This is a genomic window from Mesorhizobium sp. WSM4847 (genome assembly GCF_055811335.1).
This window is the reverse complement of record NZ_JBVVPY010000007.1, coordinates 1-19167: the sequence shown is the minus strand read 5'-3', so window position 1 is coordinate 19167 and position 19167 is coordinate 1. Positions and strand designations below refer to the sequence as shown.

Below are 19167 nucleotides of genomic sequence, written 5' to 3'. Positions count from 1 at the left end.
ATGAAACAATGAAATTGAGATCAGGGAAAATTCGATGCGCAACGTCAGCGGACATGGCAAGCGCCTGTCCTATTACGATTTCGGGCACACGACGGTGTACGCCTCCCGCTTCGACCAGCGCTTCCCCTATTGCGCCTATGTCCCCGACGACTATGACGAGGACGGCAACAAGACCTATCCGCTGGCGGTGATCGTGCATGGCACCGAGCGCGGCATGCTCGCCTACCGGGACGCCTTCGCCGACTTCGCCGAACAGAACGGCGTGATCGTGCTCGCCCCGCTGTTCCCGGCGAATATCTGTTTTCCGGGCGATCTTTCCTCTTACAAGATGTTGCGCCAGGGCGACCTGCATTACGATGCCGTGCTGCTCGACATGGTCGAGGAGATGCGCGAGCGCTATCGCATCCGCGGCGACCGCGTGCTGATGTACGGCTTCTCCGGCGGCGGCCATTTCACCCATCGTTTCCTGTTCCTCCATCCCGAACGTCTGCTGGCGGCATCGATCGGTGCGCCGGGCGTCGTGACCCTGCTCGACTTCGATCACGATTTCTGGGTCGGGGTGCGCGACTTCGAGAAAGTGTTCGGCAAGACCATCGACCTCGACGCCATGCGCAAGGTCGCCGTGCAGATGGTGATCGGTGGCGACGATCTCCAAACCTGGGAGATCACCATCAAGCCGGAGGATGACTGGTGGATGCCCGGCGCCGATCTCGCCGGCGCGACCCGCAACGACCGGATCAGATCGTTGAAGGGCAGCCTGGAGAGACATGGCGTCGAGGTGCAGTTGGATGTCGTGCCTGGCATCGCTCACAACGACGGCGCGCTCATCGCCAAGGTCAAGGAGTTCTTTGCGCGGACATTGAATGCGGCGCCCGCCTGAAAAACTGCGGTCAAACTGGAGATAAAAAATGGGAACAGGATTGATGATGGGAAGACGATTGTTCCAGGTGCTGGCGACAATCGCGGTGATGATTTGTGCACTGCCGGCGATGGCGCAGGAGCAGCCGAAAACCGGCGGCGCGCTCAAGGTCCGCATCAACGCAGACATCCGCGCCACCGACGGTCTCAATCGCGACGCAAACACCGACACTGTGCTGCACCATATCTTTGAGACGCTGGTGGCTTATCGCGCCGATCTCACGGTCGGCCCGGCATTGGCCGAATCCTGGACAGTATCGGACGACGGCAAGACCTATGCTTTCACGTTGCGCGACGGCGCGGTTTTCCACAATGGCGACGCCGTGACCTCGTCCGACGTCAAATGGAACTGGGACCGCCGCATGGACCCGGCCAATCAGTGGTTCTGCATTCCCTTCTTCGACGGCAGCCAGGGCCTCAAGGTCGAGCAAGTGGCGACGCCTGATCCACGCACCGTGGTCTTCACGCTCAAGGCGCCGAATGCGCTGTTTCTGGCGCAACTCGCCAGTGTCCAATGCAATGGCTGGGTCGCCAGCCCGAAGAATGTCGGCGCCGACGGCAAGTGGCTCGCCGATTCCGCCATCGGCAGCGGCCCGTTCACGCTGAAGGAATGGGTCAAGGGCCAGTATTTGGCTCTTGAGCGCTTTGCAGACTACAAGCCGGTGAAGGAGGCGCCGAGCGGCTTTGCCGGCAGCCGTGAGGCTTATGTCGACGAGGTGCGCTTCATGGTCATCCCCGACACGGCGGCGGCGGAAACCGCGCTGTTTGCCGGCGAACTCGATGTCCTGCCCGATCTTGAATCATCGCGTGCCGAGGAAGCCAAGTCGCGCGGCATGACGGTGCTGTCGACGCAGGGCCTGTCGTGGACGGTGATCCTGCTGCAGACCAAGGACCCGCTGCTGTCGAACGTCAAAATACGGGAGGCGCTGGCGCATGCCGCCGACATCAACCAGATCGCCGCCGCCAGCACCAGCGGTGCCGCCACGGGAGGTCCCTCGGCCGTCGCCCAGGCGAGCTCGTTCTTCGACGACGATTTCCTCAAATGGCCGGAATACGACCCGGCCAAGGCCAAGGCCCTGCTGGACGAAGCCGGTTACAAGGGCGAGCCGATCAAGATCCAGACCAACACCCGCTACCAGGGCATGTACGAGAACGCCGTGCTGCTGCAGGCGATGCTGACGGCCGCAGGCTTCAACGCCCAGCTCGAAGTGCTGGATTGGGCGGCACAGCTCGACAACTACCTTGTCGGCAAATTCCAGATCCAGTCCTTTGGCTATTCGGCTCGTCTCGATCCGTCGCTGATGTATGGCGTCATCCTTGGCGACAAGGCGACCGATCCGACGGCGCAGTGGGACAGCAAGGAGGCTCTCGATCTCTACACGAAGTCGATGGCCACGACCGACGCCGGGCAACGCAAGGCACTGTTCAAGCAGCTCCATGCACTCATGGCAAAGGATGTGCCGATCCTTGGCCTCTATTACGAGCCGTCCCTCGATGCCGTGTCGCCGAAAGTAAAGGGCTATTCGGTATGGCCCGCGGCAAACCCCCATGTATGGGGTGTCTGGAAAAGCGAATAGGCCGGCGGTTCTCCTGGCACCGAAAGATAGGAGGCGTATTGCCCTCCGATCTTTCGTTTGAAGGTACCTGGTGGTGAAAACCTGACGGTTGGTACCCGTCATGGAAGACCTCTCTGGGTAGGATTTTGCGTTCACGTTCGCAATTAGAACGAGCAACCAGCGCCAATTCCAGTCATTCGTAGCCCTCCTCCAAACCTGACGTTCGCGCTACAGCTGCCGGCGATCCTGAGCCGACTGTCGGACGGTATGGCTGCCCGGATCCGCCTGGTCAGATCATATGCACGAGGTCGGGTTTTGCCATCTCTTCCTGCACATAGGTTATTCCCTGTTCGGCCAGCGCCGCGTGCAACGTTTGCGCCGTGGTTTTGAAGATGAGTTGGCCTTCGACGCAAACCTTGTGTTCGCGCGCCCTTCTCCGGAACCACAGTGCCTGCATATATGGCACGCTGCGCCTTAGGCCGACTTGCCGAGAGCTTTTCAGGATAAACCGAATCTGCTCACGCAGGGCCGCGTCGGTGTCTTCGCCGTGTTGAACGCAGTGCTCGATCAGAATCGGGTGGAAGAACGGCGTGAACGCGGTGTTGACCGCACGGGCCGCTTCTGCCGGTCCTCGACCTTGAGTTCGCCCGCCTCGGTCCCCTCGCGAATGATCGGCTCAAAGATCGTCACCATTCGCTCGATATGCGACTTGATGATCGCCCGGTTCTCCTGCATGGCGGCCACGATCATGTCGTGCATGCGCCTTTCCGGGAGTTGACACTCTCGACACTGCGCGAGAAAGGGGCGCATCTTCGAGGCGCCCGCGTCCGCGACTGAGGCGGGCGCTCTTCCATATTTACGAAAGGAACACCCCTATGAGGATCGGAATCATCGGCGCTGGAAACATCGGCGCCACATTGGTGCGAATGCTTCGGCGCGTCCTCTCCTTAAAGCCGTCATCGGGCTTGCAATGCGGTGGCGCATTATGACGTTGGCTGCATGAGCACGTCCGCACAACCAGTGCGTCTGGTCCGCCCCGAAAATAAGCGGCGTCGCATCCCCATTGCAGTCATCATGGCGATGAGTTTCGGCAGCCTCGTGTTCCTGTCGGTCGGCGGCGTGCTCGCATTGTCGGTCGGCGCCAACCTTCGCAACACTTTCGACCTGCTCGGCGCCCAGTCGACGCTCCTGATCGATGCGATGGAGGATTTGCTGCGCGCCGAGATGGGGCGCGCCGAGAGCGCCGTGGACGGCGTCGCGCAGCTCTACAAGCAGAGCGAGTTCCAGATCGACGACGAGGCGATGTCGGCGGCACTTGCCAGTGCGCTGGCGGCAGCGCCGGGGGTGAACGCAATGTTGATCTGCACACCCGACCTGATTTGCAGGGGGGCGGCGGTGACCGGGGACAACGACGCCAAATATCCTGCCGGAATGATCCGGAAACTCCCCGCCGAGACCGAGAAATCGCCGCAAGTGCGCGCCGTTCTTGAAGAGCGCCAGCAGGTCGATGGACGCCGGTGGGGCGCCTTCGTGGCCAACGAATATGGCTTGTTCGCCAACGTCTCGGCGCCGCTGTCACGCGATGGCGCCACGAAGGCCTGGGTGATCGCCGCGGTGGAACTGCAGAACTTGTCCAAAATCACGCAGGAACTGTCGTCGCGCTTCGGCACGCATGCCTTCATTCTGGATGGCGACGGATCCATCCTGGCGGACCAGCGGCTGGCTTCCCCGGATGCGCTGAAGAACGGCATCCTGCCGCTGACGCCGCTCGCCAATTTCGGCGATCCGGTTCTCGCCGGATATGAGGCGCGCAAACCGGAAGCGGAGTTCAGCACGCAGCGTACCCGCGATATCGAGGTTGCCGAAATCCAGGTTGACGACAAGGACGGTTCGACGTCATGGGACGGAGAGAACACTTACGTCGCTATTACCCGTGAGATCACCGGCTATGGCGACCGGCCCTGGACGCTCGGCGCATATTTCAAGACCAGTCAGATCGGTGACGAAATCGAGCGCGTCATGGGATCGGCCATACTTGGACTTGGCGCGATGGCGGTGGCGGTCATCGTCGCGATTCTTCTCGGCAAGCGCCTGTCGCGCCCGATCCAGGCGATTGCCGGCCAGGCCACGCGCGTCGCCGATTTCGATCTCGACGGCGTGACCCCCCTGCCGCGCAGCAGGGTGCTGGAGTTGGACAACCAGGCTTCGGCCTTCAATGCCATGCTGATCGGTCTGCGTGCATTCTCGACCTATATTCCGCGCTCGCTGGTGGCCAAGCTGGTGCGCACCGGAGAGATCGGCATCGCCGAACCGCGCGAAGCGGTCGTCACCGTCATGTTCACCGACATCGCCGGCTTCACCACGCTGTCGGAGCAGATGGACGCCGCCGCCGCGGCCAGGCTGCTGAACCACCACTTCGCGATCCTGTGCGGCGCGGTCGATGCACATGGCGGTACTGTCGACAAGTTCCTGGGCGACGGCATGCTGGCGTTCTTCGGCGCGCCGGATCGTCTGAAGGGCCATGCCGCCGCGGCCGTGCGCGCAGCCGCGGCCATCCGCGAGGAGCTGGACAAGGACAATCTGGAAGCGGCTGGCGAAGGCCGGCCTCCGCTTCATGTCCGCATCGGCATCCACACGGGCTCCGTCATTGTCGGCAATATCGGCGCATCCGACCGCGTCAACTATACGATCGTCGGCGACACCGTGAACGTCAGCCAGCGGCTGCAGGACCTCGGCAAGCTGCTCGAACCGGGCGCCACCGCCGCAATCGCCATTTCCGGCGAGACCGCGTCGCGGCTCGACGAAAGGTTCGAAAGGATCCCGGCGGGCAAGCACCGGCTGCGCGGCCGCGGCGAGGCGACGGAGGTCTTCCAGCTTGGCAAAGTCGCGACGTCAGCATCGCCCCCTATGGACGTTCACCGCGCTCAAGCGGGCTGAGTAACATGCCACTTCCATGCCGCTGATCGGCGGCTTGAAGAAGCCGACGGCCTTGGGAATGACTGGAGCCGGGTCACCTAGCGCCGTAGCTGATTTCAATTGGAACGGCAGGAACGGTGCAAAGTCGCTGGTTCCGGGCAACGTCCGGTTACGAGCCGCCAAATCGGCCCAGCAAGGACCGGTTTGGGTCACCACTTCCCCTTCGGACTCTCCCGCGGAAGGGGAGAAAAGTGATCGTGAGCTGTATTCGCCCCCGGCGCCAAGCGTTGGATGTTCACCACCAGCGTCACGACGTGCCGCCGTCCGGCGTCGAAAGCTGGACAAAGGTCAGGCTTCGTTCAAGGTGACCTGGTCGCCCAGCCCGATCTTGCCCGGTTCGATGATTTGGCAGAGCGCGCCGAAGCCGCCCTCGCCATGGCGCGCTATGGTTTGCAGCACTGCCGGCTCGAAGGCGAGATCGCCTTGCGCCAGTGCCGTGAAGGTGCAGCGCGCGCACGGTTCCGAGATCACGATCCGCGCCTTGCCGATCGACAGCACGTTCCCGATGATCTGCTGCTCGACGAAACCCTCCCGCGAAACGTCGGTTTCGATCACGATGTTGGGCCGGAACCGCCTGGAATCCACTTGCGAAGGATCCTCAAGCAGGCCGGCAAGCCTGTTCATCGAGGCTGACGTGACGATGTGGATGTCGGCGCGCTGATAGCGTGGCGCGATATGATCCTGGGCTTCCGAGCCGAAGCGGACATGTGGGTGCAGCGCCGCCGGGAAATCGAGGAAGGCCGAAACCAGCTCGCCTGCGAGGCTGGAGCCGGCATCGATCCAGGAGCCGTCCAAGCCGATTTCCGGCCGGTCACCCTTCAGCCTTGCAACAAGGTTGGGCAGCGGTCGCCAGTGTTTTCGCTTCTCCGGCGCGGCAACAGCGCCGTCGCGCCGGTCGATGATGCCCCAGATCCGATCGCCCGGAATCCCGCCCTCCGCAAGCTCGGTCCCGTCCAGCCGTTCGCCGCCCATCGAACTGATGGGGTATCGCCAGATCTCCGTGATACGGCCAAACGCTGTCATGATGCGGCGACGAGCCATGCCATCCTCATCGAGCCACTGCCTTGCGTGCGCCGGCGCCATCGGCGAAATGGCGATCGATCAGCATCGCCGCATCGAGAAGGGCGCGTGTGTAGGCGTGGCGCGGTCGATCGAAAACGTCGTCGCGGTCGCCGATCTCGACAATCCTTCCGTCCTGCATGACGGCGACCCGATCGGCAACCTGCTCCACCGCACCCAGATCATGCGAGACGAACAGGCAGGCGAACCCGTAGCGTTCGTGCAACGACCGGATCAGAAGCAGGATCTGTTTCTGCACCGTCATGTCGAGCGCCGAGACCGGCTCGTCGGCGACGACGAAGGCCGGTCGCCTGACGATCGCCCGGGCGATCGCGACGCGCTGGCGCTGGCCACCCGAAAGCTGATGCGGGAAACGCTTGAGAAGGTCGCGCGTCAGCCCCACTTCCTCGATGACCTCATCCATGCGCGCGGTCCGCCGCTTGCGGTCCAATTCGGTGTCGAGCTTCAGCGGCTCGGTGATGATCTCGGCAATCGACTGGCGAGGGTCGAGCGACGAATAGGGGTCCTGGAAGACGATCTGCATGTCACGACGCTGCGCACGCGCGTCAGCGGATCGATCGTTTGCAATCGCCGTGCCAAGAAACGAGATCGTTCCACTGACCGGCCTGACGAGACCGACAATGGCGCGCCCGAGGGTCGTCTTGCCGGAGCCCGACGCGCCGACCAGCGCCAGGGTTTCGCCGCGCCGGATGGTCAGGTCGACGCCGTCGACGGCGCGCTTCGGCTGCGCGCGCCCAAACAGCCTGGGACGGCCCGGATAGTCGATGACGACATTGCTGATCTCGACCAGGGGCGGGCCGTCGACGGCTTTTCTCGATCCACCGGCGCTGCGCTTGGGAAGCGCATCCACCAACCGCTTCGTGTAATCGTGCTGCGGTGCGTGAAGCACTTGGGTGCTGCTTCCCTGTTCGACCGCCTTGCCTTCGCACATCACCGTCACGTTGTTCACATAGTGCGACACCATGCCGAGGTCGTGGCTGATCAGCAGGACGGCGGTTCCGTTCTCCCGCGTCAGCTCGACCATCAGGTCAAGCACGTCGCGCTGCACCAGCGTGTCGAGCGCGGTGGTCGGCTCGTCGGCGATCAGCAGGCGCGGCTTGAGCAGCATGACCGATGCGAGCATGATGCGTTGGCGCATGCCGCCGGAGAATTCGTGCGGATAGGCCGCAAGGCATTTGCCGGGATCCTTGATCTGGATCCTCTCCAGCATTGCCAGCGAGCGGTCCTTTATCTCGGCGCGCGACATGGCGCTATGCAGGCGCAGACCCTCCGCCATCTGCTCGCCGATGGTGACGGCGGGATTGAGCGAGACCATCGGCTCCTGGAAAACCATGCCGATCCGCGCACCGCGTATCTGGCGCAGCGCCTTTGGAGCGAGGCCGGTGAGCTCTTGTCCTTCGAAGTGGATGCCGCTGTCCGGCGTCGTGACCAGCGGGGCAGGGAGCAAGCTCACGATCGAGCGGGCCGCCATCGTCTTGCCCGAACCGGATTCGCCGACCAGCGCCAGCATGTCACTGGGGGCGAGGTCGAAATTCAGCCCGTCGACGATCCGCTTTCCCGATGGCCCGACCGAGATCGACAGATTGCGCACTGAAAGCATCGTGTTGTTGTCCGCGGTCGGCACGAGCATGTTTCCAGGACCTACATTTTCGGGTCGAGCCAGTCGCGCACCGCGTCGCCCAGCATGTTGATGCCGAGCAGCGTGATCGAGATGCAGAGACCCGGCAGGATGATCAGATGCGGCGCCTGGCCGATATAGGGCCGAGCCGTCGACAGCATGTTGCCCCAGCTCGGCGCTGGAGGCGGGACGCCCAGTCCAAGAAAGCTCAGCGCGCTTTCCGACAGGATGATCCAGCCGAACATGGTGGTGGCGAGCACGATGATCGGGGCGACGCAGTTGGGCAGCACGTGCCGCGCCATGGTGATGATCTCGCTGTTGCCCATCACCCGCGAGGCCTCGACATATTCCCGCTCGCGAATGGACATCACCGAGGCCCGCACCACGCGCACCACGATCGGCATGTAGGCAAGGCCGAGCGCAACGATGATACCCTCGCGGCTGGCGCCGATCACCGCCACCAGGCCGAGCGCCAGAAGCAGGCCGGGGAAGGCGAGGAAGGCGTCGTTGACCATCATGACGACGCGATCGACCCAGCCGCGCAGGAAACCGGCGAGAACGCCGAACACGATGCCGAGGATCAAGGCGAAGGCGACTGTCGCAAAAGCGATCCAGGCGCTGGTCCGCGCGCCGCTGGCGAGGCGGCTGAGCACGTCGCGCCCGAACTCGTCGGCGCCGAGCAGGTGCTCGGGCGACGGCCCGCTGAGCCGCGACGGCAGATCGAGCTTGAGCGGATCGTAGGGGGCGATCCATGGACCGAACACAGCCAGAAGGATCAATGCCCCGGTGACGGCGATCCCGAAGATCGCATTGAATTTCAGGCCGGGCCGGCCGAGCGCACGGGCGATCATGCGGCGACCCTCGGATCGAGCAGCGGATAGACGAGGTCGACGAGAAGGTTGAGCACGACATAGATGAAGGCGATGAACAGCATCGTTCCCTGAATCCCCGGATAGTCGCGGGCATAGATGGCGTCGACCAGCAGCCGGCCGAGGCCGGGAATGGTGAAGACGGTCTCGATGACGACGATGCTGGAAAGCAGGCTGCCGAGCACCAAGCCGATCAGGGTCAAGGTGGGCGCGAAGGCGTTTTTGAAAGCATGGCGCCACATCACAGCGCTTTCGGAAAGTCCCTTTGCCCGCGCATGGGTGATGTATTCCAGCCGCGCCACCTCGATCGTGCTGGCCCTGGCCATGCGCGCGATCGGGCCGGACTCGACGAGCACCAGGGTGACCACGGGCAGGATCACATAGAGAGCGGCTTGCGCGAAGTCGCGGCTGAAGGGCACGTAGCCGACGATCGGCAGCCAGCCGAGATAGAGGCCGAAGATCAGCATCAGCATCAGACCCAGCCAGAAACTGGGGATCGAGAGCAGGATGGTCGAGGTGGCGACGACGGTGATGTCGCCAAAACTGTCCTGCTTCCAGGCGGCCAGCATGCCGGCCGGCACGGCGATGGCGGAGGCGACAAGCACGGCCAGGAGGACGATGATCGAGGAGACGGCGAAGCGGTCGAGGATCAGCGGCAGCACCTCCTGTCCGCTGCCGATCGAGCGCCCGAAATCGCCTGTAAGGACGTTGCCGGCCCAGATCAGATATTGCACCACCACAGGCTGGTCGAGCCCCATCTGATGCCGCATGGCTTCGACCTGTCCAGGCTGTGCGAGGTCTCCCAGCATCAACGTCGCAGGATCACCCGGGATGAAGCGCATCATCACGAAGACCGCAACCGACACCAGGATCAGGGTCGGTATGGCGCTGGCGATGCGGGTCAGGACAAAGCGGACCATCGTTTCTCCTGTGCTGATATCGAAGGTCGCCCCCGTGCCAGCATCGCCTTCTCGGCGCGCTCGCGGACCTCGTCGTCGAGAGTGAGTTCGTAGCGGGTGAATTCGCGGTTCTCGGCCGGCAACGGTGCGATCTCCATGACGCCGGCGGCTGGTTCGAAGACGATCATCGCCACCGTCGCCGAGAGATTGCCGCCTTTCTTCCTGATCCGCGGACGACAGACGCTGAACGGCGAAGCGAAATCGTCGAAGAGGGCTTCCTTCAAATCGTCGATCGTGACGTCCCCATGCCGCGCCGACAGGCGACGGCGCACGCGGTGGTCGCGATAAAGACTGTCCGGCACATCGCGAAGCCCGGTTTCGCGCAGCTTCGACAACGCCACCGGGCTCTGCCAGTGATTGGCGTGGACGATCATGTCGTCGTCCGGATAGATGGCGAAGGCCTCGTCCGGCGCGCATTCGAAATCGACCGCGAAGCCCTCGGCGGTGCTCAGGATCATGTTGTTGGAGCCGGATTTCGGTGTCGTCGCCACCACCTTGATGGCGTCCGCGAAATGCTGCGCTTCAAGCGCCCGGCGCCGGATGAAGGGCAGCGGAATTCCGATCTCGCGATAGTCGCGGTCCGATTCGAGATAGTTCGCGGTGATGCCGATGCCGGCGGCGTTGAAGCCGCTGCGCGCCAGTCCGCCGGCTTCGGTGAAGGTGAGGAGATCCGGCCCGTCCGTTCGCCGGATGCGCAGCACCACCGAGGTCTCGGCGCATTCGGCCTTCCAGTCCCAGTTCTGGCCATGGATGAGCCTGCCGTTGCGGGTCGCCTCCGGCAAGATCACAGCGCCCGTGCAGCCGTCGGGCTCGTCGTCGGAAATGCCTTTCTCGCGCCGGGCGAGCTGCAGGATTTCGGTACGCGCATTGACCAGGACGATCGAGGACAGATCGAGATTGGCGCCTGACGCGATCCCTTCCATTTCCTCGACGAGATCGGGCGCCCATTGCCGCAAGCGAGGCAGGAAGATTTGGGAAAACCGCCCGACATCGTCCCGCCCGAAGCCGAAACGGTCGAGCTGCCCGGCGTAGAGCGCCACCGAAGCGCCGATGCGCCCGCGCGCCTGTTCGCCATAGGCCATGCCGCGCGCTCTCGGCACTCCATCGATCTCGACAAGCGGAAAACGTGCGACTGTTGTCATCAAGGGAAGCCTCAACTCGTTGAGTTCAGATACTAATGCATTTTGATTGAATGAAAAGCAGGAAAATTCGTTAGATTGCCAGTTCGAACTGCGTGGCGCATATCTATAATGCGAAAATGCGAACGCCTGAGGAAGTGCCTATGAACGAAACGATCATCGACCGGCCGGCGCGCGGCGAGGCAGCCAGTCCGCTGCAGATCGATCTGGCGCGGCGGATCCTGGAGCGGATCAGGGATTCGGGCTGGACGGTTGGAACCCGCGTCTCGGTGCCCGACCTTGCCCGCACCTTCGGCGTCTCGCGTTCTCCGATCAGCGCGGCGTTGGAGCTGCTGGTCGCCCAGGGCATCTTGAGCCCGTTCGAGACGAGGGGGCTGCAATTGGCGCGCGAGGTCGCCGACCTCGACCCTGAGGATATCCTGCCCAGTTCACCGCTCGAGGAGCTTTACCGCAGGATGATGCGTGAGCGCGCGCTCGGCCAGCTGCCGCAGGAGGTGTCCGAGGCGGAACTGATGCCGCGCTATCAGGTGTCGCGCGGCGTCGTGCGCAAGCTTTTGCTCCGCTTTGCCGCCGAAGGGCTGGTGCAGCGCCTGCCGGGGCATGGCTGGCGTTTCGCCGACACGCTGGTCGGCGAGGACGCCTACCGGGAAAGCTATGAATTCCGGACGGCCGTCGAATGCGCGGCGCTGCGGTCACCCATGTTCAATGCGGATCCTCAGCAACTGGCGCCGGTCCGCCGCGCTCACCAGCGCATCCTGGCGATCGTGTCGACGGGCAAGACGCTGATCGGCGGCGACGAATGGTTCCGGATCAACGCATCCTTTCACGAAGGGCTTGCGGCCTGTTCCGGCAACCGGTTCCTGGCGGATGCGGTGCGCCAGCAGAACAATCTGCGCCGGTTGCAGGAGTCGGCGGGTTTCGAGGAACTGCCGGCGGAACGCATCGAGCAGTCCTGCCGGGAACATCTGGCCATCCTCGATGCCGTCGAGGCGGGCGAGATCGAATGGGCCGAGGCGCTGCTGCGCCAGCATCTAAGGCAGGCATCCGAGTTCGCTTCGCCGCAGCGCTCGATCTGATGCCTGCTATGTCCGCGACGATGAGCATTTCCGTCGTCATTTTCCGCGCCTGATCACCACTGACAGCACCGAGACGACGGCGACGCAGCCCGCATGCTGGCCGCTCAGTGAGCCAACGCGCCGACGCCATCTCGGATCCATGCGGGATCTGGGCGATCTGGAACGAGCGTCTCCGCTCCGTCAACTCCCGGGAACTTTGGGACTGATTTTCAGCGGCGCATCATTCTCATCCGGATTGGGGACAGGAGCTTCGTCGGGAAGTCTGTCCGGGTCCGGCTCACGCACCGGCTTCGGTTCAGGAAACGGCGGCGGTGTGGGCGCGGGAGTGGGCGTTGGTTCGGGAGTGGGAAGAATGGCCATGGTGTGATTTCCTTCCGCTCGCACTCTGCCTTGGCGGGTCACCGACGTCGGCTGGGATTTTTGAAGCCACCCGTTTCGATCGGTTTTCGCTCGGGCTGACGCACGCAGAACGACCACGCATGCCTATGGTTCCGACGCGAGCCTCCGATGATCCCGCAGGCATCGGCATTCGTGGCCGGACGGGGCCGTCAGAAAAGTGATCGATTGGTCCGCGCATGAGGGCCTTGCCGGCGTCGTGGAGCGCCATAATTTCCATTTCAGGGTGGGACGAACTCACCTGCTGAATAGGAGGCGGCCGTGAAGCACCAAACACTTGACCAACTGCATACCGTTGCCGACGTTCACGCTGAAGCAACAGACCTCGTAGCGACTCGAAGCCAGCGTCTCGAACGTTGGGCGAAACTGCTGGAGAAAAACCCCGATCGACGTCTCGAAGCGTTGACCGGCACCGAATACAAGTCCCCTGAGATACGCGAGAAAATGCGTTACAACGACTCGCCTCTCACGGTTGCCTTCGAGGACCCGATCTTTCGCGCGCAAGGCTTGAGAGATGACACCTACGGTGAAGCCAAGCGCTTCTTCGAACTGACCGACTGGCAGCTGCACGAAATCGTCTGCCATTGCCATGTCGGCGCCTCGATACGAGCGCGATGGGCTGCCTCTCGCGTCCGTTCGGCAATGTCCGAAAGGTTTGGTTTCTTCGCCTGGCTGCGAGGAATATTCATGCACTGACGCTTCGGGCACTGACGCTACGGGCATTGACGCTGCCGGCATTTATGTTGGGGGCCGGCATGTTCGGGTGATGGGGCGGCGAAGTGATTTCCACGCCTCGCATCAGCGGTCGTTGATGAGCGGATAGGCCGTTTCGACGGCGATCCGCCATCGGCGAAGCTCGAACCATAGGCTCGATACCACAGGGATGCGCGGATTTCAGTCGGCGGGCGCCGTGTAGCGACGATGGACTGCTTCCGCAATGGCGGCGCGGCTTTCCATGAGGATCGAGCTATCGTCATCCTCGATGACAGCCGCTACCTCCGCAAGCGCCTTTTCCTTGACCTGTTGCGGAACCGCTGGCTGTCGATTGCTCCCGCGCAAGGCAACGTCGCGGAGGCTTGGCCTTCAAGCCGGTACACACTCCTAGCCGATGATCCTGAATCCGTTCGGCTCCTGGCCGGCATCGACGTCCTGGGATGTCACGCTGGAGACCGACGCTCCGGTCGGCCCTTTCCACAACCGGTCCAACATGGTCGAAACCGCGCCTTCGGCTCCGACGATCAGTGCCGTTACGGATCCATCCTCCTCATTGCGAACCCACCCGGACAGACCGAGCCTCTCGGCCTCGGTCCGTGTCCACACGCGAAACGAGACGCCTTGCACCCTTCCCCTCAGTCTGACGCGTACCGCCTTGCGCCCGTCCTCCATGGTCGCCTCCGTGCAGTTGGTTTGTTCACACCTTCAACTCACCAGCGGCGAGAAAGGCTCCGCCATCACATTTTACGCTTTATGACGGCAACGGAACCATGCGGCGGCGGCTTTGTTTAAAAGACGGACAGCTGCAGGTTGCTGGGCCTCGGAGCGACGATTTCATGACCAACGATTCTCCAACGGGAGGCGCCATCCCGGCATCCGTTCCGACGATCGATCCGAAAGCGGCGCCGACGCTTCAACACGCCGAGGCCGAGGTCTTTTATACAGAGGCGATCCGCGAACTCGCCGCAACGGACATCCCCTTTCTTGTCGCCGGCACCTACGCGGTGAGCGCCTATACGGGCGTCACGCGCCAGACCAAAGACCTCGACATTTTCTGCAAGGCCGGCGACTACGCGCGCATTCTGGCGCATTTCAAGCAAGCCGGCTATGCGGTCGAGATCGTGGACGACCGGTGGCTTGGAAAGGTCTTCAAGAGCACGCATTTTTTTGACGTCATATTCGCATCGGCGAACGGCACCATGCCGGTCGGCGATCAGTGGCTGGAGCATGCGCGGCAAATCGAGCTGCTGGGCAGTCAGGTGCGGATCGTCGGTCCGACCGAGCTTATCTGGTCCAAATGCTTCATCCAGGACAGAAGCCGCCACGACGGCGCCGACATCGCTCATACCATCCTCAAGGCGCAGGATCAGATCGATTGGCGCCGGCTGCTTTCCTACCTCGAAGTCCACTGGGAGGTGCTGCTGATGCAGCTTCTCAATTTCCGCTGGATCTATCCGAGCGAGCGCGATCACGTTCCCGCCTGGCTGCTCGACGAATTGCTTGACCGGCTCGCCAAGCAGCGGGAGTTGCCTACGCCCCGAATGAAAATCTGCCGCGGGCGCCTGCTTTCGCCGACCGACTACGAGATCGACGTCAAGGAGTGGGGTTTTGCCGGCGTCGGCGGAACAGGAGAATTTCGTGATGGCTGAGAGGAACGAGGCTGCTACGGCAAGGGTTGGGAACGGCGGCACCGTGAGGATTGCGGCTATCGGCGACCTGCATGTGCGGGAAGACGCCCAGGCCTCCTGCCGTGATCTCTTCGGCGAAGTTTCGCGCGAAGCGGACGTCCTCGTGCTCACTGGCGACCTCACCAATCTCGGCAAGCCGCGTGAGGCCGAAATCCTTGCGGAGGATTTGCGCGCCTGCGCAATCCCGGTCGTCGCCGTGCTCGGCAACCATGACTATGAATCCGGCGCGGTCGAGGACGTCGCCCACATCCTTCGGCAGGCGGGCGTCCATCTTCTTGACGGCCAGACCACGGAAATCAAGGACGTCGGCTTTGTCGGCGTGAAGGGGTTCATTGGCGGTTTTGGATCGCGCATGCTCGGCTCCTTCGGCGAGCCGGCGATCAAGGCGATGGTCGCCGAAAGCGTCAGCGAATCGATGCGGCTCGAAAACGCAATGCGGCAGGTTCGCACCAATCGTACGCTTGTCGTCCTGCACTACGCTCCGGTGGTCGAGACGGTCGCTGGCGAGCCATTGGAGATTTTTCCGTTCCTGGGCTCGTCGCGGCTGGCGGAGACGATCGATCGGTTCAAGGTCAGCGCCGTGGTGCATGGCCACGCGCATCGCGGCATCTATGAAGGTCGCACGCCCGGCGGTGCCCCGGTCTACAACGTCGCCATGCACGTGGCGAAGCCGACCGGCCGTCCCTACGCCCTGCTCGAAATCTGAAACACCCCGCGCCTCGTCAGCGATCGATCTCGCCGAACACGATATCGAGCGAGCCGATGATCGCGGCGACATCGGCGAGCATGTGCCCGCGCGACAGAAAATCCATCGCCTGCAGATGGGCAAAGGACGGCGCGCGGATCTTGCACCGATAGGGAGTATTGCCGCCGTTCGAAACCAGATAGACGCCGAACTCGCCCTTCGGCGCCTCCACCGCGGCGTAGACTTCTCCGGCGGGCACGCGAATACCCTCCGTGTAGAGTTTGAAATGGTGGATGGTCGCTTCCATCGAGCGTTTCATCGTCGCCCGCGGCGGCGGCGTGATCTTTTGGTTCGGAATTGCCACCGGCCCTTGGCCTTCGGGCGATCGCAATTTCTCCAGGCATTGCCTCATGATCCGCACCGACTGGCGCATTTCCTCCATGCGGACGAGATAGCGGTCGTAACAGTCGCCGTTCTTGCCGATGGGAATGTCGAAATCCATCTCGGGGTAGCATTCATATGGCTGTGCCTTGCGCAAGTCCCACGCCGCGCCCGACCCGCGCACCATGGGGCCGGAGAAGCCCCAGGCCCAGGCGTCGTCGAGGCCGATCACGCCGACATCGACGTTGCGCTGCTTGAAGATACGGTTTTCGGTGAGCAACTCGTCGAGGTTGCCGCAAACCTTGAGGAACGGATCGCAGAAAGCCCAGATGTCGTCCAGGAGCTTCGGAGGCAGGTCCTGGTGCACGCCACCGACCCTGAAATAATTCGCATGCATGCGGGCGCCGGAGGCGCGCTCGTAAAACACCATCAGCTTCTCGCGCTCGGCAAAACCCCAGAGCGGGGGCGTCAGCGCGCCGATATCCATGGCCTGTGTCGTGACGTTGAGGAGATGCGACAAGAGCCGGCCGATTTCGCAAAACAGAACACGGATGAGCTGTCCTCGCTTCGGGACCGAGATTTCCAACAACTTCTCGGCGGCGAGGCAGAACGCATGCTCCTGGTTCATCGGCGCGACATAGTCGAGCCGGTCGAAATAGGGCAGAGCCTGCAGATAGTTCTTGTACTCGATCAGTTTTTCGGTGCCGCGGTGGAGCAGCCCGATATGGGGATCGGCGCGATCGACGACCTCGCCGTCCAGTTCGAGCACCAGGCGCAGCACGCCGTGAGCAGAGGGATGCTGCGGTCCGAAGTTGATGGTGAAGTTGCGAACTGCGGCTTCGACCATGACGCTGCTCCGCTGTACCGGGTTTCAGGGCCGAAGCCCAGTGCTCCGGCCCGCCACGCCCGGACCACCGATCAGGTGCCCGCCAATCACGTGCCCGCCAATCACGTGGTTGTCTGGATGATCAGAGTCAGCATGCCGTCGCCGTCGATGTTGGCGGCAACAACCTGCGACGAATCCAGCCCGTTCGCCGCCAGCACCGATGCTGCCTGTGGCGAGGCATCGATCGAGCTCTGCAGAGTTAGCAGATCTTCAACGCTGGTCTGGGTGATCACGGCCTCGGCTTGCGTCTTGAGTTCCGGCGGCAAATCCTCGAGGGCGACAATGGCAATGCCAGTAAAATTCTGGTCGGTGAAACCTTGATCCGGCAGGGCTTGGTCAGGCAGGGCCTGGTCAGGCGTTTGGTTGGGCAAGCTTGGATCGGGCAGGGCTTCCGGAGCCGGGGGTGCGATTTGGGGAAGCTGCGGGTCGGTGGATTGCGCGTGGATCGACTGCGCCAGGGCCAATCCCGAAAGGGCGGCAATTGTCGTCAATATGCGCATGATCGTTCCTTCCGTTTTCCGTTTTGCTCGAGGAGGATCACCTGGTGACCACACAACCATTGTCCCGGATTATGGTTCCCGTCCGTCACGGAGATGGCCATGGTGGAGCCTATCCTGGCGCGAGCGGTCGAAAGATAGAACGATTCCGACAGGCGTTCATTCTCCCCTGATCACACCTTCATCACAGGATCGGCGGGGCGCTGCAGCTCAAGGAGAAAGCCATGAGAATCAGCGAGTGCATGACACGGAAAGTTCAGGTCGCCAGTCCGGACCAGTCCTTGCGGGATGCCGCACGAGCCATGGCCGATCTTGACGCCGGTGTTCTGCCCGTGGGTGAGAATGAGCGGCTGGTCGGCATGATCACGGACCGCGACATTGCCGTCCGTGGCATCGCGGAGGGCAGAGGTCCCGACACCAAGATCAGGGATGTGATGAGCGCGGAGGTACAGTGCTGCTTTGACGACCAGGAAGTCGGCGATGTCCTTCAGAATATGCGCGATCTCAAACTGCGGCGAATGCCGGTGATCAGCCGCGACCGGCGGTTGGTTGGCCTTGTCTCGCTCGGCGACCTCGCCACGAACGGCGAGCCCGCCTGGGCCGGCGAAGCGCTGGGCGGCATTTCGCAGCCGGGCGGCGACCATTCTCAGACGGCGCACTGATGCATCATAAACAGATTTGAAGTTCCTGCTCGATCGACGGCATCGGCGTTCAGGAACTTCGAATCCACAACCGTACTGGAGTCACTCCTTTGCGCTACAGGGCCGCACGCCCGGACGCGCGAGCACTTGGTTTGCGCATGATTCCCAGCGAAAATCGATTTCCGGGATCATCCGGGCCGACGCTACGCTACGGAGAATCGATCGATGACCCACAGCCATGTCCCGTCGCCCTGGCGGCGGGCGACCTCGGCGGTTACGGTGCCATCGGGAAGATGGGTTGACGTCAGTGCCAAATCTCCGCTGACAACAGCCGGAGCCTGATTTCCGGCGGCATATTTTCGGCCCGTTGCGGTGATGTCGGCGAAGAGTGCCCGGATCGCTTCGCGGCCACGCGTCAGTCGCCCGTCACCGCTGTCGACGACGGCATGCGGCTCAAAAAGCGCGGCCATGCCGTCGATGTCTCCCACCCACTGCCGGGAGATCAGCAGACGCTCCAGATCCTGGGGATCACGCGCCGGCTCGCGGCTTGCTTCATCGGTCATGGCGAAACTCCTCCGACGCTCGGTAGCAAAGCGTTCGATCCTGCGCCAAGTTTCGTTGGAAGACGAGCCGCAAGCTCCGCCATGCTGATCGCAAGGTGGAGCAGCCTGGCGATCATCCTCCCCAGCCGAGATCGCGATCCGCAACGCGCCATTTGGCGGCGCCAGCGCTGCGCCGGTGGCTGTCGTTGAGGAAGTTGGTGATCCTTGCCGCCGATTTCGCTGAGGCGAAGGTGAGCAGCCGATCGTGATGGACGACAGGCTCGCCGGTCTCATTGTCCCAGATCTCGAACCGGCAGCTTGGGTTCGGTATGGCTTCGAAACGGATCTTCATATCGATGGCCCCGGTGATCGACGGACCGAGGTTCTGCGACCCCGGCTTACAGATCGCTTACGGGCGTTTTGGATTATGCTTTTGGCAGCGGGCGCGCTCGATCGATGTCGCCCTCGACTAGGGTCAGGACTCATTGATCCAGAAGATGAATGTGGCGGCGAAAGCGATAGCGGACAGGAAGGTGTGAGCGCAGC

At 62.8% G+C, this 19167-nt stretch carries 21 protein-coding genes; 8 read left to right on the top strand and 13 right to left on the bottom strand.

The annotated features are described in order from the left end of the window. The first annotated feature begins 34 nt into the window (after positions 1 to 34). Together AC0L28_RS11915 and AC0L28_RS11910 are read left to right on the top strand one after the other, a co-directional pair. On the top strand, positions 35 to 880 hold the full coding sequence (locus tag AC0L28_RS11915; RefSeq protein WP_128177724.1) for an alpha/beta hydrolase: 846 nt from the start codon (positions 35 to 37) through the stop codon (positions 878 to 880). Positions 881 to 908: 28 nt separating this feature from the next. Further along, the gene (locus AC0L28_RS11910) at positions 909 to 2495 is read left to right on the top strand and encodes an ABC transporter substrate-binding protein (RefSeq protein WP_287171141.1); all 1587 of its coding nucleotides are present in this window, start codon (positions 909 to 911) and stop codon (positions 2493 to 2495) included. Between the two features lie 268 nt (positions 2496 to 2763). On the opposite strand, the gene AC0L28_RS11905 is transcribed toward AC0L28_RS11910, so the two are convergent. Next, positions 2764 to 2931 (bottom strand): hypothetical protein, encoded by a 168-nt coding sequence (locus AC0L28_RS11905; protein WP_473477528.1) that lies wholly within the window; start codon positions 2929 to 2931, stop codon positions 2764 to 2766. Positions 2932 to 3041: 110 nt separating this feature from the next. Further along, complete coding sequence (locus tag AC0L28_RS11900) at positions 3042 to 3233, bottom strand: hypothetical protein (protein ID WP_287171139.1); 192 nt, start codon at positions 3231 to 3233, stop codon at positions 3042 to 3044. Positions 3234 to 3473: 240 nt separating this feature from the next. Between AC0L28_RS11900 and AC0L28_RS11895 the strand changes: the two genes are divergently transcribed. Continuing rightward, on the top strand, positions 3474 to 5411 hold the full coding sequence (locus AC0L28_RS11895) for an adenylate/guanylate cyclase domain-containing protein (RefSeq protein ID WP_473477526.1): 1938 nt from the start codon (positions 3474 to 3476) through the stop codon (positions 5409 to 5411). A gap of 327 nt (positions 5412 to 5738) precedes the next feature. Here AC0L28_RS11895 and AC0L28_RS11890 read toward each other — a convergent pair whose 3' ends face one another. The 5 genes from AC0L28_RS11890 to AC0L28_RS11870 are packed head-to-tail and all read right to left on the bottom strand — an operon-like array spanning position 5739 to position 11118. Continuing rightward, on the bottom strand, positions 5739 to 6491 hold the full coding sequence (locus AC0L28_RS11890) for an MOSC domain-containing protein (protein WP_287171135.1): 753 nt from the start codon (positions 6489 to 6491) through the stop codon (positions 5739 to 5741). Positions 6492 to 6498: 7 nt separating this feature from the next. Beyond that, entirely contained in the window at positions 6499 to 8130 is a 1632-nt protein-coding gene (locus tag AC0L28_RS11885) for an ABC transporter ATP-binding protein (protein WP_473477926.1), read from the bottom strand. Positions 8131 to 8171: 41 nt separating this feature from the next. Then, positions 8172 to 8999, bottom strand: a complete 828-nt coding sequence (locus AC0L28_RS11880; RefSeq protein WP_473477524.1) for an ABC transporter permease — start codon at positions 8997 to 8999, stop codon at positions 8172 to 8174. Next, positions 8996 to 9937, bottom strand: a complete 942-nt coding sequence (locus AC0L28_RS11875; RefSeq protein WP_473477522.1) for an ABC transporter permease — start codon at positions 9935 to 9937, stop codon at positions 8996 to 8998. Before AC0L28_RS11875 ends, AC0L28_RS11880 begins: the two co-directional genes overlap by 4 nt. After that, positions 9919 to 11118, bottom strand: coding sequence for a C45 family autoproteolytic acyltransferase/hydolase (locus AC0L28_RS11870; protein ID WP_287225819.1), 1200 nt, complete (start codon positions 11116 to 11118; stop codon positions 9919 to 9921). The genes AC0L28_RS11875 and AC0L28_RS11870 overlap by 19 nt, the downstream gene beginning before the upstream one ends. A 140-nt stretch (positions 11119 to 11258) precedes the next feature. Here AC0L28_RS11870 and AC0L28_RS11865 point away from each other — a divergent pair, with 140 nt between their 5' ends. Next, positions 11259 to 12191 (top strand): GntR family transcriptional regulator, encoded by a 933-nt coding sequence (locus AC0L28_RS11865; protein ID WP_236377224.1) that lies wholly within the window; start codon positions 11259 to 11261, stop codon positions 12189 to 12191. Between the two features lie 180 nt (positions 12192 to 12371). On the opposite strand, the gene AC0L28_RS11860 is transcribed toward AC0L28_RS11865, so the two are convergent. After that, the gene (locus tag AC0L28_RS11860; protein WP_084833640.1) at positions 12372 to 12551 is read right to left on the bottom strand and encodes a hypothetical protein; all 180 of its coding nucleotides are present in this window, start codon (positions 12549 to 12551) and stop codon (positions 12372 to 12374) included. A 297-nt stretch (positions 12552 to 12848) separates the two neighbouring features. On the opposite strand from AC0L28_RS11860, the gene AC0L28_RS11855 reads away from it, so the two are divergent. Further along, complete coding sequence (locus AC0L28_RS11855) at positions 12849 to 13283, top strand: hypothetical protein (protein WP_084646611.1); 435 nt, start codon at positions 12849 to 12851, stop codon at positions 13281 to 13283. Positions 13284 to 13688: 405 nt separating this feature from the next. On the opposite strand, the gene AC0L28_RS11850 is transcribed toward AC0L28_RS11855, so the two are convergent. Beyond that, positions 13689 to 13973 (bottom strand): acylphosphatase, encoded by a 285-nt coding sequence (locus tag AC0L28_RS11850; RefSeq protein ID WP_023797829.1) that lies wholly within the window; start codon positions 13971 to 13973, stop codon positions 13689 to 13691. A 164-nt stretch (positions 13974 to 14137) separates the two neighbouring features. On the opposite strand from AC0L28_RS11850, the gene AC0L28_RS11845 reads away from it, so the two are divergent. Both AC0L28_RS11845 and AC0L28_RS11840 read left to right on the top strand, forming a co-directional pair. After that, positions 14138 to 14950: a nucleotidyltransferase family protein gene (locus AC0L28_RS11845; protein WP_023797830.1), complete on the top strand. Its 813-nt coding sequence runs from the start codon at positions 14138 to 14140 to the stop codon at positions 14948 to 14950. Next, positions 14943 to 15695: a metallophosphoesterase family protein gene (locus AC0L28_RS11840; protein ID WP_023797831.1), complete on the top strand. Its 753-nt coding sequence runs from the start codon at positions 14943 to 14945 to the stop codon at positions 15693 to 15695. The genes AC0L28_RS11845 and AC0L28_RS11840 overlap by 8 nt, the downstream gene beginning before the upstream one ends. Positions 15696 to 15711: 16 nt before the next feature. On the opposite strand, the gene AC0L28_RS11835 is transcribed toward AC0L28_RS11840, so the two are convergent. Next, on the bottom strand, positions 15712 to 16902 hold the full coding sequence (locus AC0L28_RS11835) for an NADH-quinone oxidoreductase subunit D (RefSeq protein WP_128166599.1): 1191 nt from the start codon (positions 16900 to 16902) through the stop codon (positions 15712 to 15714). Positions 16903 to 17003: 101 nt separating this feature from the next. Next, on the bottom strand, positions 17004 to 17441 hold the full coding sequence (locus AC0L28_RS11830; protein WP_473477923.1) for a hypothetical protein: 438 nt from the start codon (positions 17439 to 17441) through the stop codon (positions 17004 to 17006). Positions 17442 to 17662: 221 nt separating this feature from the next. Between AC0L28_RS11830 and AC0L28_RS11825 the strand changes: the two genes are divergently transcribed. Beyond that, positions 17663 to 18100, top strand: a complete 438-nt coding sequence (locus AC0L28_RS11825; RefSeq protein WP_473477519.1) for a CBS domain-containing protein — start codon at positions 17663 to 17665, stop codon at positions 18098 to 18100. 182 nt (positions 18101 to 18282) lie between these two features. Here AC0L28_RS11825 and AC0L28_RS11820 read toward each other — a convergent pair whose 3' ends face one another. Continuing rightward, on the bottom strand, positions 18283 to 18642 hold the full coding sequence (locus tag AC0L28_RS11820; protein WP_128173110.1) for a YybH family protein: 360 nt from the start codon (positions 18640 to 18642) through the stop codon (positions 18283 to 18285). Positions 18643 to 18754: 112 nt separating this feature from the next. After that, positions 18755 to 18973: a hypothetical protein gene (locus AC0L28_RS11815; protein WP_473477517.1), complete on the bottom strand. Its 219-nt coding sequence runs from the start codon at positions 18971 to 18973 to the stop codon at positions 18755 to 18757. Between the last annotated feature and the right edge of the window lie 194 nt (positions 18974 to 19167).

Excerpts from the sequence above, each read along its gene's own strand:
- AC0L28_RS11830 (WP_473477923.1), bottom strand. The coding sequence starts at position 17,441 with ATGCGCATATTGACGACAATTGCCGCCCTTTCGGGATTGGCCCTGGCG.
- AC0L28_RS11890 (WP_287171135.1), bottom strand. The coding sequence starts at position 6,491 with ATGGCTCGTCGCCGCATCATGACAGCGTTTGGCCGTATCACGGAGATC.
- AC0L28_RS11815 (WP_473477517.1), bottom strand. The coding sequence starts at position 18,973 with ATGAAGATCCGTTTCGAAGCCATACCGAACCCAAGCTGCCGGTTCGAG.
- AC0L28_RS11865 (WP_236377224.1), top strand. The coding sequence starts at position 11,259 with ATGAACGAAACGATCATCGACCGGCCGGCGCGCGGCGAGGCAGCCAGT.
- AC0L28_RS11840 (WP_023797831.1), top strand. The coding sequence starts at position 14,943 with ATGGCTGAGAGGAACGAGGCTGCTACGGCAAGGGTTGGGAACGGCGGC.
- AC0L28_RS11900 (WP_287171139.1), bottom strand. The coding sequence starts at position 3,233 with ATGCACGACATGATCGTGGCCGCCATGCAGGAGAACCGGGCGATCATC.
- AC0L28_RS11880 (WP_473477524.1), bottom strand. The coding sequence starts at position 8,999 with ATGATCGCCCGTGCGCTCGGCCGGCCCGGCCTGAAATTCAATGCGATC.
- AC0L28_RS11895 (WP_473477526.1), top strand. The coding sequence starts at position 3,474 with ATGAGCACGTCCGCACAACCAGTGCGTCTGGTCCGCCCCGAAAATAAG.
- AC0L28_RS11820 (WP_128173110.1), bottom strand. The coding sequence starts at position 18,642 with ATGACCGATGAAGCAAGCCGCGAGCCGGCGCGTGATCCCCAGGATCTG.
- AC0L28_RS11910 (WP_287171141.1), top strand. The coding sequence starts at position 909 with ATGGGAACAGGATTGATGATGGGAAGACGATTGTTCCAGGTGCTGGCG.
- AC0L28_RS11915 (WP_128177724.1), top strand. The coding sequence starts at position 35 with ATGCGCAACGTCAGCGGACATGGCAAGCGCCTGTCCTATTACGATTTC.
- AC0L28_RS11875 (WP_473477522.1), bottom strand. The coding sequence starts at position 9,937 with ATGGTCCGCTTTGTCCTGACCCGCATCGCCAGCGCCATACCGACCCTG.
- AC0L28_RS11860 (WP_084833640.1), bottom strand. The coding sequence starts at position 12,551 with ATGGCCATTCTTCCCACTCCCGAACCAACGCCCACTCCCGCGCCCACA.
- AC0L28_RS11850 (WP_023797829.1), bottom strand. The coding sequence starts at position 13,973 with ATGGAGGACGGGCGCAAGGCGGTACGCGTCAGACTGAGGGGAAGGGTG.
- AC0L28_RS11835 (WP_128166599.1), bottom strand. The coding sequence starts at position 16,902 with ATGGTCGAAGCCGCAGTTCGCAACTTCACCATCAACTTCGGACCGCAG.
- AC0L28_RS11885 (WP_473477926.1), bottom strand. The coding sequence starts at position 8,130 with ATGCTTTCAGTGCGCAATCTGTCGATCTCGGTCGGGCCATCGGGAAAG.
- AC0L28_RS11825 (WP_473477519.1), top strand. The coding sequence starts at position 17,663 with ATGAGAATCAGCGAGTGCATGACACGGAAAGTTCAGGTCGCCAGTCCG.
- AC0L28_RS11870 (WP_287225819.1), bottom strand. The coding sequence starts at position 11,118 with ATGACAACAGTCGCACGTTTTCCGCTTGTCGAGATCGATGGAGTGCCG.
- AC0L28_RS11905 (WP_473477528.1), bottom strand. The coding sequence starts at position 2,931 with ATGCAGGCACTGTGGTTCCGGAGAAGGGCGCGCGAACACAAGGTTTGC.
- AC0L28_RS11845 (WP_023797830.1), top strand. The coding sequence starts at position 14,138 with ATGACCAACGATTCTCCAACGGGAGGCGCCATCCCGGCATCCGTTCCG.